This window comes from Streptomyces sp. NPDC004134, assembly GCF_042874195.1.
Lineage (GTDB): Bacteria > Actinomycetota > Actinomycetes > Streptomycetales > Streptomycetaceae > Streptomyces.
The window spans coordinates 38,906-54,047 of the sequence record NZ_JBIAMS010000002.1 but is presented as its reverse complement, the minus strand read 5'-3'; the positions used below and the strand labels follow the sequence as shown (position 1 = coordinate 54,047).

Genomic DNA, 15,142 nt, shown 5'->3' with positions numbered 1-15,142 from the left:
CCGGGGAGCGCGGTCGGCTGTAGGCTTCGCGCGCCGTGCGCGATGCTGCACCCGCCCGCGCAGCGAGTCCGGCGGCCGGCGGCGCCGCGGCGCGGACATGATCGTCGGCATGGACCGACTGGATGTCATCGACACCTGCACCCGTATGGCCTGGTACGCCGACCAGCGTGACTGGGACCGCCTGGCCGGCGTCTTCGCCGACAGCGTCACCCTCGACTACACCAGCCTCAACGGCGGCGAGCCCGCCGTCATGACCCCCGGCCAGATCGCCGACGGCTGGCGGGAGCTGCTCGGCGCGTACGAGACGACCCAGCACCTGCTCGGCAACCACCTCGTCACCGTCACCGGCGCGTCGGCCGTGTGCACCGCGTCCTTCCAGGCGACGCACCGCAAGTCGGAGGCGTACGGCGGCTCGCTGTGGACGCTGGGCGGCAGCTACCGCTTCGACCTCGTCCGCACCGCGGCCGGCTGGCGGATCCACGGGATCGTCATGACCGCCCTGTGGGGCGACGGGAACCGCGGGCTGCTGTCGTGAGGGGCGCAGGCCGGCCGCCTCAACCGGGTTCCGCGGAGGCGGAAAGGATGGCGTGCACCTTCACCGCGAGGTGCGTCTGCAGCCTGTGGTCACCGTGCCGCCACTGCGGGCCGAGCAGCGAGGTGATGCGGTCGATGCGCTGGTAGAGGGTGTTGACGTGGACGTAGAGGGCGGCGGCGGTGCGGGTGAGGTTGGCGTCGCAGGCGAAGTAGGTCGTCATGGTACGGGCCAGGTCGCCGCTGCGGCGCTCGTCGTAGTCCAGTACCGGGCCGAGCGTCCGGCGTACGAAGCGGCGCAGCTCGTCGCGGCCCGTCTGGTGGAACAGCAGGCCGTAGACGCCGAGTTCCTCGGGTGACGCGCCCTCGCCGTCGCGGTCCAGGGCGAGCAGGACGTCCAGGCAGCGCACCGCGTCCGGGTGCGCCTCGACGATGGCCTCGAGCCCGGCGGACGCGGCCGCGGCGCCGACGGTCACCGCCGCGTCCAGGGTGCGCCGCAGATGCTCGGCCAGGGCACGGGCCTGCGCCCCCGGGTCCGTGTCGCCGGACAGCAGCACCACGACGTCGCCGTGGTGCTCCCCCGCCAGGCCGCCGTGGCGGACCGCGTAGGGGGCGGCCGCGTCCGCGATGCGCCGGCGGGACGCGCCGTCCCGGGAACGGGCGGTGAGCACGGTGTGCGGACGGCCGTGGGCGATGCCCATCAGGGCGGCCCTGCGGTGCAGCCCCTCCGGGTCGCGGTGGGGGGAGGACAGCAGGTCGTCGAGGAACTCGCCGCGCAGCCGGTGCTCCGCCTCGGCCACCGTCCGCTCGCCGAGCAGCAGCAGCGCGGTGACCATCGCCGCGCGCTCCAGCAGCCGTACGTCGTCGGCGCCGATGCGGCGGCAGAGCAGCAGCAGGACGCCCTGCACCTCGCCGCCGGCGACCACGGGGGTGGCGCAGGCGGCACCGCCGCCGTCCGCGGCCGCCACCCGGCGCGTCCTGCGCGCGTCGGTGCTCAGTACGCGCGCCTCGCGGACGGCGCGGGCAGCGGGGCAGGAGTCGGGCAGCGCGCCTTCCGCGCGGGCCTGCTCGACCACCGGGTCGGTGCCGGCCGCCGCCATGGTGCGGCCGCGCGGGTCGAGGACCAGGAGGCCGCCGCCGAGCACTTCGGCCAGGGTGTCGGCCACGTCGGCGAGGCCCCCGCCGTCCAGGACGATCGTGGTCAGCCGCTCGTGCAGGGCCGCGGCCCGTTCGATGGACCGGCTGTGCGCCTGGATGACCGCGTTGGCCTCGGTCAGCTCGTCGACGGTGCGGCGTACGTCCTGGAAGAGGGTGGCGTTCTCGATGGCGATGGCCGCGTGGTTGGCGAGGGACACCAGCAGCGCCACCTCGGCCTGCGAGAAGGGGCGGGCCCTGCGGTTGGCGGCGAAGAGCACGCCGATGACCCGGTCGCCCAGGGACAGGGGCACGCCCTGGATCGCGGTGACCCCCTCGCCGCCCACGGCGTCGTCGATGGTGTGGTCGAATCGCGGGTCGTTGAGGTAGTCCGGGGTGTGGTACGGCACGCCCGTCTTGGCGACGAGGCCGCCGAGCCCCGCGCCCATCGCGAGCCGCACCTGCTTGAAGGAGTCGGTGCGGATGCCGTCGGTGACCCGCATGTACGTGTCGCCGCGGTCGTCGTCGTTGAGCATGAGGTACGCGGCGTCGGTGCCGATGAGCTGGCGTACGCGGCGGACGATCGCCTGCAGCACGGCCTCCAGGTCGCGCAGCGAGGACAGGTCGCCCGCCGTCTCGTACAGCGCGGCCAGCTCCGCCTCGCGCCGGCGGCGCTCCTCCAACTGCGCGCGCACCGCCAGCGCGTCGTCGACCAGCGGGCGCAGCACCGCGGCGGCCTCGCCCTGCGCGCCGGCGAGCAGTTCCTCGTACTCCCGCCTGGACGCGCCGTCGCGCAGGAGCCGCAGCAGGCGCTCGGCAGCCATGCCCGCCGTGCCTGCGGCGTGGGCGGTGGTCGGCAGGTCCGTGCCCATCGCGGCCTCCTCCCTCACGGCTCCCTTACCAGGGAGCGCTCCGGCCGGTCGCCGGCGGCGGGGTCACGCACCGTACCGTTCCCGGAGTCGGCGGACCGCATGCCCGCGGTGTCGCCGCGGGGCCGGAGCAGGTGCGCCACGGTGCCCCAGATGCCGCGGCGGAACAGGAGGACGACGAGGATGAACAGGCTGCCGGTGACGATCCCGACCTCGTCGAACCCGGAGGTGGAAAGCCAGTCCTCCAGCCGTACGATGGCCGCCGCGCCCAGCAGGCTGCCCCACAGGGTGCCGATGCCGCCGAGCACCGTCATCACGACGACCTTCCCGGAGGTCGTCCAGTACACCTCCTGCAGCGAGGCGAACCCGTGGTTGACGGCGTACAGCCCGCCGGCGAGCCCGGAGAGGAACGCGGAGACGGTGAAGACGACCACCTTGTAGCGGTCGACGGAGTAGCCGAGCGCGCGGGCGCGGGCCGGGTTGTCCCGTACCGCGGCGACGACGCGGCCGAACGGCGAGTGCACGATGCGCCAGGCGGCGGCCAGGCCGGCGAGGACCAGGGGCAGCGCCGCGTAGTAGTAGACGAAGGAGTCCGACAGGTCGAGGCCGCCCAGTTCGCGCGGGATGCCCTGCAGCCCGTTCTCGCCGCCCGTGAGGTCGCCCCACTGGTTGGCGATGAAGTAGATCATCTGCGCGAAGGCCAGGGTGACCATGGCGAAGTAGATGCCGCTGCGGCGGACCGCGAGCAGCCCGATGGGCACGGCGACGAGCGCCGCGGCCACCGCGCCGCCGGCCACCGCGAGCGGGAACGGCACGCCGGCGTGGATGGCGATGAGCCCCGTGGTGTACGCCGAGGTGCCCCAGAACGCGGCGTGGCCGAAGGACAGCAGCCCGGCGTGCCCCAGCAGCAGGTCGAACGCGACGGCGAAGAGGCCCCAGCACAGGATGTCCGCGGCCACCGGGGGATAGAGGACCCACGGCAGTCCGAGGACGGAGACGAGGCCGGCGGCCAGCAGCCCCCAGCGCAGCCAGGCGGGCCTGGTGCCGAGCCGGTCGAGCAGGGCGAGGATCATATGGCGTGCTCCTCCTTGCCGAAGAGTCCGGCCGGCCGGACCAGCAGCACCACGGCCATCAGCAGGAAGACCGACGTCTGCGAGAGGACGGGGACGTAGAGGTTGCCGAGGGCCTGGAGCATCCCGATGGCGAAGCCGGCGAACACCGCGCCGGGGATGGAGCCGAGGCCGCCGATGACGACGACCGCGAAGACCACGATGATCAGGTCCGCGCCCATGCCCGAGTTGACCGCGCGCATGGGCGCGGCGAGCACCCCGGCCAGCGCGGCGAGCGCGACGCCGAAGCCGAACACCGGCATGACCCAGCGGGCGGTGTCGATGCCCAGCGCCCGGGTCAGCTCGGGCCGTTCGGTGGCGGCGCGCACCACCGTGCCGACGCGGGTGCGGGTCAGCAGCAGCCAGACGGCGAGGCAGACGACGGCCGCCGCGCCGAGGACGAAGACCTGGTACGCGGGATAGTCGAAGAGCCCCAGGTCGACGGTGCCCGGGAAGGGGCCCTCGTCGTACGGGGTGGACTGGGCGCCGTATTTCATGCGCAGCAGGTCCTGGCAGACCAGCGCGATGCCGAAGGTGAGCAGGAAGTTGTAGAGCGGGTCGAGGGCCGCGAGCCGGTGGACCAGCAGCCGCTCCAGCAGCATGCCGGCCAGCGCGGCGGCGAGCGGCACCAGCAGCAGCGCCCACCAGAACCCGAGACCCGCGGAGTCCTGCAGGGCCACCGCGCCGAACGCGCCGAGCATGTAGACGGCGCCGTGCGCGAAGTTGACGACGTGGAGCATGCCGAAGATGACGGCGAGGCCGAGGGCGAGCAGCGCGTAGAAGCCGCCGGAGACCAGGCCGTTGAACGCCTGTTGCAGGAAGGAGGTCATCGTGGTTCCGTCCGTCCGCCGCGGCCCGCGGCGGGAGTTCCGCGGGCCGCGGCCGTGGGTGCGCCGGTCAGTTCATCGAGCAGTCGGGTGAGGGCGGGCCGAACGCCTCGGCGGCGGGGATGGTCTCCACCTTCTCGGTGAAGTCGCCGTCGGTCTCGCTGTCGGCGGGGTCCTTGACCCGGGCCAGAAAGGCGTCGTGCACGACGCGGTGGTCGGCCGCGCGCACCTCGGCGTTGCGGGCGAAGAAGTCGTCGAACTTCATGCCCTCCAGCTCCTTGTTGACCTCTTCCGGGTCATCGGTCCCGGCCCGCTGTACGGCCTCGAGGTAGTGCGTGGCGGCGGAGTAGTTGGCGGCGTGGTCGAACGTCGGCCACGTGCCCGCCTTCTCCCTGAACCGCTCGGCCCACTTCCTCGACTCCTCGTCGACGTTCCAGAACCAGGGGGAGGTGAACATCGTCCCGGCGAGCTTGTCCTGCCCGATCGCCTTGATGTCGGTGTCGAACATCAGGCCGATGGCGAGCTGGATGTCCTTGTCCTTGAGCTTGAACTGCTGGTACTGCTTCACGACGTTGACCAGGTCGCCGCCCGCCTGGAGGGTGCCGAGCACGTCCGGGACGGGCTTCTTCGCGGACGCCTTGAGCAGGAACGTGGAGAAGTTGTCGTTGGGGAACGGTGTCGGGTCCTTGCCGACCACCTCACCGCCTGCCGCCTCGATGGCGGCGCTGAACTGCTTCTCCATGTCCTGGCCGAAGGCGTAGTCCGGATAGATGAGGTACCAGCTCTCGCCGCCCTGCTTCGTCACCTCGGTGCCGGTCCCGTTGGCCAGCATGTAGGTGTCGTAGGCCCAGGCGTACGTGTACGGGTTGCAGGACTCGCCGGCCAGCTCCGTGGTCGCGGCGCCGATGTTGAAGTACAGCTTCTTCGACTGCGCGGCGACGTTCGCCACGGCGAGCGCCGCGGACGACGTCGGCACGTCGAAGACGGCGTCGGCCTTCTCCCGCTCGTACATGTCCCGCGCCTGGGTGTTGGCGACGTCCGGCTTGTTCTGGTGGTCCGCCGAGATGACCTCGATGTCGTCGGTGACCGCGTCGCCGCCGTGCTTCTTCTCGAAGTCCGCCACGGCCATCTCCACCGCCGTGACCGCGTCCTCGCCGGCCAGTTCCGCGTAGACGCCGGAGAGGTCGGTGAGCACGCCCAGGGTGATCCCGCCGTCGCTGATCTTCCCGCCGCCGGACCCCGGTCCGCCGCCGCCGCAGCCCGCCAGCAGCGATCCCGCCACCACCGTGGCCGTGGCGACCGCGGCTTTCGACCATGGGTGTCCCATGCTTCCTCCTTGAAGTGGTCGACGTTGCCGTTAGGGCCCCTGCGATGGCCGGGCTACAGGCCCAGGTAGTCCAGGAGTTCGTGCTCGCGCTCGCGCACGTCGTCGTTGGCCAGCGACTCGGCGATCCGGCCGCGGTCCAGCAGGTAGTGCCGGTCGGCGACGGTGGTGGCGAAGCGCAGGTTCTGCTCCACCAGCAGCACCGCGGTGCCGTGCCGCTTGGCCTCGCGCAGGATCTCGCCGATGCGCTCGACGACGATCGGCGCCAGCCCCTCGGTCGGCTCGTCGCACAGCAGCACCCCGGCGCCGGTGCGCAGGACCCGGGCGAGGGCGAGCATCTGCTGCTCGCCGCCGGAGAGCTTGCCGCCCGCGCTGCGGCGGCGCTCGGCGAGCGCCGGGAACTCCTCGTAGACGCGCGTCAGCGGCCAGGCCGAATCCGCTTTCGCCGGGGGCAGGGTGAGGTTCTCCTCGACGCTGAGACCCGCGTAGATGCCGCGGTCGTCGGGGACGTACCCGAGGCCGCGGCGGGCCCTGCGGTGCGGCGGCACCGCGCCCAGGTCCCGGCCCGCCAGGAGGATCGTCCCCGCGGTGCGCTTGTGCAGGCCCATCACACAGCGCAGGAGCGTGGTCTTCCCCGCGCCGTTGCGGCCCACGAGGGTCACGACCTCGCCGGCGCCGACCGTCAGCGACACCTCGCGCAGCACCTCGGCCTCGTCGTAGTGGGCGGTCACGCCCCGCACCTCAAGCAACGCCGGCCCCCAGGTACGCCTCGACGACCCGCGGGTCGGAGCGGACGGTGCCGTACGGGCCCTCGACGAGTACCCGGCCGCGCTGCAGCACCGTGACGGTGTCGGCCAGTGAGCCGACGACGCTCATGTTGTGCTCGACCAGCACCACCGTGCGGCCGCCGCGGATGCGGTCCACCAGCGCGACGGTGCGGTCGACGTCCTCCAGTCCCATGCCGGCCGTGGGCTCGTCGAGCAGCAGCACCCGCGGGTCGAGGGCGAGGGCGAGCGCCAGCTCCAGCGCGCGCTTCTGCCCGTACGGCAGGCTGCCCGCCGGCGACTCGGCCCGCTCCGCGAGGCCGACCTCGTCCAGCAGTTCCCGCGCGCGCCCGGTGAACCGCGCCAGCAGCTTGTCCGACCGCCAGAGCCGGCGGCCCAGGTCGGTGCCCGCCTGGAGCGCGAGTTCCAGGTGCGCGCGTGCGGTCACGCCGGGGAAGAGGCTGGTGACCTGGAAGGAGCGGGCCACCCCGAGACGCGCCACCCGCTCCGGCGGCAGCCCGGTGATGTCCTGCTCCGCCAGCTCGATCCGCCCCGCCGAGGGCGGCAGGAAGCCGGTCAGCAGGTTGAACAGGGTGGTCTTCCCGGCCCCGTTGGGGCCGACAAGGGCGTGGACGGTGCCTTCCCTGACGTCCAGGTCCACGTCGTCGACGGCGCGGAAGCCCTGGAACGCCTTCGTCAGGCCACGGGTGGACAGGATGGCGCGCGGGAGTGCGGTGGTGTCACCGCTCGTCGTTCTCGTCGTGCTCGTCATGCCGACCTCGGATGCCGCGGGGTGGGTGCCGACAGGGCGTCGGCGTCGGGGAGAACGTAGAAGCGGACGGCACGCGCGACTACAGAGGAGGTCTCCACAAGAAGGCGGTCCGGAGTGTGGTCTTCCTCCGTGGTCCGGGTCCCGGACCACGGTCAACATGTCCGCCATGGCGATGATGGACATCCCGCTCAACAGTTGGCTGCTGTTCGACCACGGGCCGCGCTACTTCCACGACACCGAGGTCGTCACCCGCTTCCCGGACGGCAGCCGGCACCGCTACACCTACGCGGACTTCGGGCGCCGGGCGCAGCAGCTCATGCACGCGCTCGACGCGCTGGCGCTGCCGTCCGGCGCGCGGGTGGCCACGCTGGCCTGGAACGGCTACCGGCACCTGGAGGCGTACTGGGCCGTGCCCTGCACCGGCCGGGTGCTGCACACCCTGAACGTACGGCTGTCCGCCGACGAACTCGCCTACATCGTCAAGCACGCCGACGACCGGGTCGTGCTCGTGGACGCCGACCTGCTGCCGCTGCTGGAGCAGGTCGCGGAGCGCGGCGGCCTCGCGGGCGTCGACCACGTGGTGGTCCTCGCCGACCGGGTGCCGCCCGGCACGACGCTGCCCGACACCCTGGCCTACGAAGAGCTCATCGCCGCGCAGCCCGTGACGTACGAGCCGCGCGAGATCGACGAGCGGTCGCCGCTCGGCCTCTGCTACACCTCCGGCACCACGGGCCGGCCCAAGGGCGTGGTCTACACCCACCGCTCGACCATGCTGCACGCCCTCGCCGGCTCCTCCGGGGCCGCGATGTCCATCGGCCCGGGCGACGCGGTGCTTCCGGTGGTGCCGATGTTCCACGCCAACGCGTGGGGCCTGCCCTACACCGCCACCCCGCACGGCGCCAAGCAGGTGTTCTTCGGCGGGCCGCTGGACGAGGCGGCGCTCGTGGAGCTCATGGCGGAGGAGCGCGTGACCGTCGCCGCCGGGGTGCCGACCGTGTGGATGGCCGTGGCGGACGCCCTCGCCGCCCGCGGCGGCGGCCTGCCGGACGTACGGCACCTGCTGTGCGGCGGGGCGCGGCCGGCGCGCGCACTCATCGACCGCTACCGCACCGAGTTCGGCATCCATCTGGTGCAGATCTGGGGCATGACGGAGACGTCACCCCTCGCCAGCTTCGCCTGGCCGAAGGAGCGCATGCGCGGCTGGGACGAGGAACGGCTCGCGGATGCCGTCCGCGACATGGCGGGGCTGCCCCTGCCGGGGGTGCAGACGCAGATCCGCGACGGGGACGGGCACCCGCTGCCCTGGGACGGCACGTCGATGGGCGAACTGCTGGTGCGCGGGCCCTGGGTGGCCGACGCGTACCTCGGGGAGGAGGGCGGCGGGCAGTTCACCGAGGACGGCTGGTTCGTCACCGGCGACATCGCGACCGGCTCGCCCGACGGCTACTTCGTCATCACCGACCGCGCCAAGGACCTCGTCAAGTCGGGCGGGGAATGGATCTCCTCGGTCGACATGGAGTCGGCGGTGATGGCGATGGACGCCGTCACCGAGGCGGCCGTGGTCGCGGTGCCGGACGAGAAGTGGTCGGAGCGGCCGCTGGTGGCCGTGGTCCTGCGCGACGGCGCGACGGTGACCCTGGACGAGGTGCGTGCGCACCTGGAGCGGAGCGGCTTCGCGCGCTGGCAACTGCCGGACCGCGTCGAACTCGTGGACGCGGTGCCCCGCACCGGCACCGGCAAGTTCGACAAGAAGGCGCTGCGCGCCCGCTTCGCGTCCTGACCTGCGGCCGGGCGCGGCGCGCGGTCCGCCCTGCTGCTACGGCGCCTCGTGCCCCGGGTCCGCCGCCCCGGGGAGCTCCGCCGGCCGGATGCCCGGCCAGCGGTCCGCGGCGGCCAGCTCCCGGGTGACCTCGACGATGCCCCGGCGGACCGCCTCGACGCTGTCCCGCGGCTCGTAGCGGTCCGTGGCCGTGAGAACGGCGACGTGCCGGCGGAGCGCCGGGGCGACGATGCGGCGCACGCCGAGCCGGCGCGGGTCGTGGTCCGCGACCACCGAGCGCGGCAGGATCGTGCACGCCTCGCCGCTCTCCGCGATGCGGATGAGCGTGCCGAGCGACTCCACGTCGCCGACGTTCACGGGCACCATCCCGTACGCGGCGAACGCCCGGTCCACCAGGATCCGCAGGTTGCTGCGCGCGCCGGGCGTCACCAGCGGCACGTCCCGCAGGTCGGTCAGGGGCACGTCGGCAAGCGTCGCGGGGGCGGGATCCGGTTGACCGATCAGATACAGGCTCTCCGAGTACAGCGGCAGCTCCGCCGGGCGCGGCGCGGCGTCCTCGCGGAAGACGGCGGCCAGGTCCAGCCGTCCGGCGAGCAGCAGTTCGTGCACGTAACCGCTCATCGACTCGAACACCTGCAGGTGGATGCCCGGGTAGTGGGCCCGTACCCAGGTGAACAGGGCGGGCGCGAGCGGCGCGGCCACCGTGGTGGGCAGCCCGATCGCGACCGGTCCGTGCACCGGCGGCCGGCTGCCGGTGATGTCCTGCGCGAGCCGGTCGAACTGGCGCACCAACTGCTGGGCGTCCCGGTACAGCGACCGGCCCGCGGAGGTGGGCCGCACGCCGCGCGGGCCGCGGTCCAGGAGCCGCACCCCGAGATGGGCTTCGAGCTGCGCCATGCGCTGGCTGATCGCGGGCTGGGAGACGTGCAGCGCCCGGGTGGCCCGGGACAGGCTGCCGGCGTCGACGACGGCGATGAAGTCACGCAGTTGAGCGATGTCCACGGGCCTCTCCGCACCGCCTTCCCACTGAGGTCTCGCCGACGGGACGTGTCCCGCCCGGCGCCTACGCGGAGGTGCGCCGCCCGGCCTGCGCGGCGATGCGGCGGGCGCGTTCGACGACCGGCCGGTCGATCATCTCACCGGCCACCGCCGCCGCACCGTCGTGACCCGCGGCCAGCACCCGCCGGGCCCAGGCCAGCTCGTCCTCGTCGGGCGCGTAGGCGGCGTGCACCTGCGCCACCTGCGCCGGGTGGATGCACAGCTTGCCGCCGAAGCCCCAGGCGCGGCCGCGGCGGGCGGCCCGGGTCACGGCCGGCGCGTCGCGTACCGCCGTGGTGACGCCGTCGACGGGCGCGGGCAGTCCGTGCGCGGCCGACCAGCGGACCAGATCCGCCCGCGCGGAGTCGAGCGCCAGGTCGTCCCGTACGCCCAGATCGAGTGCGAGGTCGACGCTGCCGAACAGCAGCCGCAGGCAGTCGGGCTCCGCCGCGATGCCGTCGAGACCGACCAGCCCGCGCGCCGACTCGATCAGGGGGAGTACGGGGGCGCCGCTCGCCCGTGCGGCCTGCCGCACCTGTGCCGCGGACTCCGCCTTGGGCAGCACGACGGCCGCGGGGGACAGCGCCCGGCAGGCGGCGAGGTCGTCGGCGGACTCGGCGGTCAGGGGACCGTTGACCCGTACCGCCACCGGCACGGCGGCGTCCCGCGGCCAGCCGGCGGTCAGGCTGTCCCGGGCGGCCGCCTTGTCGGCGGCGGCCACGGCGTCCTCCAGGTCGACGATCACGGCGTCGGCGCCGCTCCCGACGGCCTTCGCGAACCGGTCGGGCCGGGTGGCGGGCACGAACAGCCAGCTCACCGCCGTGCCGAGCGCCACCGCGTGCCCGGTCATACGGTGCCCTCCGCGGCCAGCGCGTCGATCTCGTCGGCCGCGAGACCCACCTCGGCGAGGATGTCCCGGGTGTGCTCGCCGAGCCCGGGCACGGGATCCATCCGCGGGGCGTCGTCGACCGGGCCCGGCGGGGCCAGCGCCGGTATCGGACCCGCCGGGGTCTGCACCTCGTGCCAGCGGTTGCGGGCGGCCAACTGCGGGTGCCGCCATACATCGGCGAGCGAGTTGACCCGGGCGTGCGCCACCGGGACCGCCGCCAGCAGTTCGACGGCCTCGGCGCCGGTCAGCTCGGCGAAGCGTGCCGCGATGAGCGCGCCGAGGGCTTCGCGGTGCGCGTTACGGGCCGCGTTGCCCGCGTAGTCCGGATGCTCCGCCAGCTCGGGCCGCCGCAGGAAGCGCTCGCAGAACGCCGCCCACTCGCGCTCGTTCTGGACGCACATCATGACGACCTTGCCGTCCCCGGCGGTGAAGGGGCCGTACGGATAGATCGTGGCGTGCGCCGCACCGGCCCGCGGCGGCGGCTCGGCGCCGTCGAAGGCGTAGTAGAGCGGGAAGCCCAGCCACTCCACCGTGGCCTCCAGCATCGACACCTCGACGTGCGCCCCCTCGCCGGTCCTGCCGCGCTCGATCAGGGCGGCGAGGACCGAGCTGTAGGCGTACATCCCCGCCGCGATGTCGGACACCGAGATGCCCACCTTCGCCATCTCCGCGGCCGTGCCGGTCACCGACAGCAGCCCGGACTCGCTCTGCACCATCAGGTCGTACGCCTTCGCGGTGGCGTACGGGCCCGGGGCGCCGTAGCCGGAGATGTCGCAGACGATCATCCGGGGGTGCGCGGCGTGCAGTTCCGCCCAGCCGAGCCCGGCGCGCCCGGCCGCGCCCGGTGCCAGGTTCTGCACGAAGACGTCGGCGCGCGCGAGCAGCCGGCGCAGCACGTCGCTGCCGCGCGGGTCCTTGATGTCGAGGGTCAGCGACTCCTTGTTGCGGTTGGCCCACACGAAGTGCGAGCTGAGCCCGCGCACGCGGCCGTCGTACGCGCGGGCGAAGTCACCGCTGCCGGGCCGCTCCACCTTGATCACGCGGGCGCCGAGGTCGGCGAGCTGGCGGGTGGCGTACGGCGCGGCGACGGCCTGTTCGAGCGAGACGACGGTGATTCCGCGGAGGGGTTGCATGCGCTTCTTTCTCTCGGGCTTGCTCTCTGGGGACCGGCGGCGGACCTCAGACCACGAAGCTCACGGCGATGACGAGGGCGAGCGAGACGACGGAGGCCAGCGCGGTGACGAAGGTGAGCGCCTTGAGCGCGCCCCGCGTGGTCACCCCGAGGAGCGGCTGGAACATCCAGAAGAAGTTGCTGTTCACCTGGAGGGCGAAGAGCGATCCCGAGCCGATCGCCAGCGCCAGCACGGCCGGCGGCACGGCGAGTTCCCCCATGATCGGGGCGATGATCCCGGCCGCGGCGATGGCGGCGACGCCGATCGACCCGATGGCCAGGTGCAGGAGGGCCGCGACCAGCCAGACCAGCAGGATCGTCACGACGGTGGACATGCCCGCGTCGGCAGAGAAGACGCCGGCGAGCACGTCGTCGAGACCCGTCTCGCCGATCACCGCACCGAGCGAGCCGCCGACGCCGGTGACGAGCAGGATCTGCCCCGTGCTGTGGAAGCCCTCGGTCATCGCCTCGCCCACCCGCTCGTCGGTGAGCACCCACTTCGCCAGGGCGTACGCGCCGACCAGGCCGGCGAACAGGGCGAACGCGGGATCGCCGAGGAAGGTGAGCAGATCGGACTTCACCCCGGCGGCGTCGCTGATCGCGCCGGTCGCGATGAGCAGCAGCGGGACGGCGATCGGCAGCAGCGCGAGGTACAGCGGCGGCATCGGCCGGCGGGCTCCGGGTACGTCGGCCTCGGTGACGTCCGCCGCCACGGTGGTGGCCGCGGCCGGTGCCTCGGCGGTCGTGACCGCGCCGGAGCCGCCCGCCGGGCGGCGGCCGGAGCCGGGCGCCGCGGCGTTCCCGCGGGGGCCGCGCGGGGGTACGGACTTCGCGCCGCCCGAGCCGCCCGCGTCGGCGGCCGGGGCGTCGCGGTCGGCCCGCTCGTCCCGTTCTTCCTGCGTGCCCTCGGCGTCGGGCACCTCGTCGGTCTCGGGGTTCCACAGGCCGTGGCGCAGCAGCCGGCCGTAGAGGAACGTGGTGAGCAGCGCGGCCAGCGGGCCGAGGACGAACCCGTACACCAGCATCGTGCTGAGCGGTACGTGCAGCAGCCCGGCGATCGCCAGGGTGCCGAGGCCGGGCACGACGAACACGTAGCCGACGAGGATGCCCGCGCTCAGCGCGCCGCTCATCATCGGCAGCCCGTAGCGCCCCATGCGCGGCGCCGCGGACTTGGCCAGCGGGGCGGCGAGGACGAGCTGGACGTCCACGTAAATGGACGGGAAGACCGCGCTCAGGGCCCCGGCGAGCGCATAGGGGAGCTTTCCGGGGCCGAGGGCGCGCAGCAGTTTCTCGACCAGTTTCTGCAGCGAACCCATGGAGTTCAGCAGCGAACCGAGAAGTACGCCGAAGCCGATCAGCAGACCGACTTCCGCCATGATGTCGCCGAATCCGTCCACGATCGTGTGGATGGTGCCTTCGAAGCCGAGGCCGGACGCGATACCGAGATAGAGGGACCCGATGACCAGGGCGATCACCGGTTCGACCTTCGGTACCAGAATGAGCAGGATGACCACGAGGATGGCTATCGCTGTATGCAGTGCTGTCAAGGGAGTTCCTCTCACCACGGTGTGAGTGCATGAGATGGAAACACGGTGGTCACGGGGGCGGAAGGCGGAGATCCGCGATAGGGGTATCAGCCGCGGTTATGGCTTCCCTGGCCCGTCGCGAAGCAATGTGGACCGCGATATCCGGATCGGGTCACGAGGCCGTATGTCCGGCCATCACCGGAAATCGCGGTGGGATCCGCAGCCCGTCAGTGAGGGCCGGAACCGGGGTCGCCGTAGCGCACGACCTTCGTGGGAACGACGATCCGCAGCGGCGCGGCATCGTCCGGATCGGCATCCGGTTCGTTCATGCGGCGCAGCAGCAGTTCCGCCGCGCGCCGGCCGAGTTCGCGCGGGTCGTACGCCACGATCAGCGGCACGCCGAGTACGTCGGCCAACTCGAAGTCGTCGAAACCCGCCAGGCTGACGGGGCGCCCCAGCCGGCTCGCGGCGCGGAAGGCACCGAGGGTGTTGCGGCTGTTGGCGCAGAAGAGCGCCGTGGGGGGCCCGGGGAGTTCCAGCAGCTCCCGGGCGGCGGCCTCGGCGGCCGGGATGGTGCGCTGCCGCAGCCGCACGTACCGCTCGTCCAGTGCGACGCCCGCCTCCTCCAGCGCGACGCAGAAGCCGCGGAACCGTTCGGAGCTGGTCCAGACGGACGGGGGCAGGCCGAGGAAGCCCAGCCGGGTGTGGCCGGCCGCCAGGAGACCGGCCGTCGCCTCGCGCGCGCCACCGAAGTCGTCCACCAGCACGCAGTCCAGCGGCACGCCGGACGGGGGCCGGGCGCCCAGGACGATGGGCACGGAGCCCGGCTGCGCGGCGAGGTGGGAGTGGTCGTTGCCGGCCGGCACGACGATCATGCCGTCGACGCGGCGGGCGGTCAGCTCCTCCACGAGCCGCCGCTCGCGTTCCACGTCCTCGTCGGTGTTCGTGAGGACGACCTTCAGGCCGTGCGGGCTGACGCCCGCTTCCACGCCGAGGGCGAACTGGGAGTAGAAGGGGTTCGCGAGGTTCGTGACCACGAGGCCGATCAGCCCGCTGGTCCGCCCCAGCCGGAGGTTGCGGGCGACCTCGTTGCGCCGGTAGCCGAGGGAGTCGACCGCGGCGAGCACGCGCTCCCGGGTTGCCTTGCTCACCCCGGGGTCGTCGTGCAGCACCCGGGACACCGTCATGGGACTCACCGAGGCGTGCTCGGCGACGTCCCGCATCGTCGGAGGGCGGCGAGATGGCGAGTCCTCGGTCACCGTCTTCTCCCCGTTGTGTCACGTCGAGGCGCCCCCGCGCCCGGCCCGCCGAACGGCGACGGACGAGGAGATTCCGCGATCCCTGCCGCCGACCTGCCGAGCGGCACCACGCTAGCACCGAACGCCATGACGTGAGGCCGGAGAGCGAC

Annotated in this window: 13 protein-coding genes; 2 read left to right on the top strand and 11 right to left on the bottom strand. The window is 73.2% G+C overall.

The annotated features are described in order from the left end of the window. The first annotated feature begins 109 nt into the window (after window positions 1-109). A complete protein-coding gene (locus tag ACFYVJ_RS03495; RefSeq protein WP_388886225.1) occupies window positions 110-535 on the top strand; it encodes a nuclear transport factor 2 family protein in 426 nt (141 codons plus the stop codon). Between the two features lie 19 nt (window positions 536-554). Here the strand turns inward: ACFYVJ_RS03495 and ACFYVJ_RS03490 are convergent, their stop codons facing one another. The 6 genes from ACFYVJ_RS03490 to ACFYVJ_RS03465 all read right to left on the bottom strand — a co-directional run bounded on the left by ACFYVJ_RS03490 (window position 555) and on the right by ACFYVJ_RS03465 (window position 7,330). After that, on the bottom strand, window positions 555-2,537 hold the full coding sequence (locus tag ACFYVJ_RS03490; protein ID WP_388886223.1) for a helix-turn-helix domain-containing protein: 1,983 nt from the start codon (window positions 2,535-2,537) through the stop codon (window positions 555-557). 14 nt (window positions 2,538-2,551) lie between these two features. After that, window positions 2,552-3,607, bottom strand: a complete 1,056-nt coding sequence (locus ACFYVJ_RS03485) for a branched-chain amino acid ABC transporter permease (protein WP_388886222.1) — start codon at window positions 3,605-3,607, stop codon at window positions 2,552-2,554. After that, the gene (locus ACFYVJ_RS03480) at window positions 3,604-4,473 is read right to left on the bottom strand and encodes a branched-chain amino acid ABC transporter permease (protein WP_388886220.1); all 870 of its coding nucleotides are present in this window, start codon (window positions 4,471-4,473) and stop codon (window positions 3,604-3,606) included. The genes ACFYVJ_RS03485 and ACFYVJ_RS03480 overlap by 4 nt, the downstream gene beginning before the upstream one ends. Window positions 4,474-4,540: 67 nt before the next feature. Continuing rightward, window positions 4,541-5,797: an ABC transporter substrate-binding protein gene (locus ACFYVJ_RS03475; RefSeq protein WP_388886219.1), complete on the bottom strand. Its 1,257-nt coding sequence runs from the start codon at window positions 5,795-5,797 to the stop codon at window positions 4,541-4,543. 53 nt (window positions 5,798-5,850) lie between these two features. After that, complete coding sequence (locus tag ACFYVJ_RS03470) at window positions 5,851-6,525, bottom strand: ABC transporter ATP-binding protein (RefSeq protein WP_388886217.1); 675 nt, start codon at window positions 6,523-6,525, stop codon at window positions 5,851-5,853. A gap of 10 nt (window positions 6,526-6,535) precedes the next feature. After that, on the bottom strand, window positions 6,536-7,330 hold the full coding sequence (locus ACFYVJ_RS03465; RefSeq protein WP_388886216.1) for an ABC transporter ATP-binding protein: 795 nt from the start codon (window positions 7,328-7,330) through the stop codon (window positions 6,536-6,538). Window positions 7,331-7,496: 166 nt separating this feature from the next. Between ACFYVJ_RS03465 and ACFYVJ_RS03460 the strand changes: the two genes are divergently transcribed. Next, window positions 7,497-9,110 carry a long-chain fatty acid--CoA ligase gene (locus ACFYVJ_RS03460; RefSeq protein WP_388886215.1) on the top strand — a complete coding sequence of 538 codons (1,614 nt, stop codon included), beginning with the start codon at window positions 7,497-7,499 and terminating at the stop codon, window positions 9,108-9,110. Window positions 9,111-9,146: 36 nt separating this feature from the next. Here ACFYVJ_RS03460 and ACFYVJ_RS03455 read toward each other — a convergent pair whose 3' ends face one another. The 5 genes from ACFYVJ_RS03455 to ACFYVJ_RS03435 all read right to left on the bottom strand — a co-directional run bounded on the left by ACFYVJ_RS03455 (window position 9,147) and on the right by ACFYVJ_RS03435 (window position 14,957). Then, window positions 9,147-10,112, bottom strand: coding sequence for a LysR substrate-binding domain-containing protein (locus tag ACFYVJ_RS03455; RefSeq protein WP_388886213.1), 966 nt, complete (start codon window positions 10,110-10,112; stop codon window positions 9,147-9,149). A 61-nt stretch (window positions 10,113-10,173) separates the two neighbouring features. Further along, window positions 10,174-10,998: an HpcH/HpaI aldolase/citrate lyase family protein gene (locus tag ACFYVJ_RS03450; RefSeq protein ID WP_388886211.1), complete on the bottom strand. Its 825-nt coding sequence runs from the start codon at window positions 10,996-10,998 to the stop codon at window positions 10,174-10,176. Next, entirely contained in the window at window positions 10,995-12,170 is a 1,176-nt protein-coding gene (locus tag ACFYVJ_RS03445; protein WP_388886209.1) for a CaiB/BaiF CoA transferase family protein, read from the bottom strand. The genes ACFYVJ_RS03450 and ACFYVJ_RS03445 overlap by 4 nt, the downstream gene beginning before the upstream one ends. Before the next feature lie 46 nt (window positions 12,171-12,216). Beyond that, window positions 12,217-13,755 (bottom strand): GntP family permease, encoded by a 1,539-nt coding sequence (locus ACFYVJ_RS03440; RefSeq protein WP_388886207.1) that lies wholly within the window; start codon window positions 13,753-13,755, stop codon window positions 12,217-12,219. 206 nt (window positions 13,756-13,961) lie between these two features. Further along, window positions 13,962-14,957, bottom strand: coding sequence for a LacI family DNA-binding transcriptional regulator (locus ACFYVJ_RS03435; RefSeq protein WP_388886205.1), 996 nt, complete (start codon window positions 14,955-14,957; stop codon window positions 13,962-13,964). Between the last annotated feature and the right edge of the window lie 185 nt (window positions 14,958-15,142).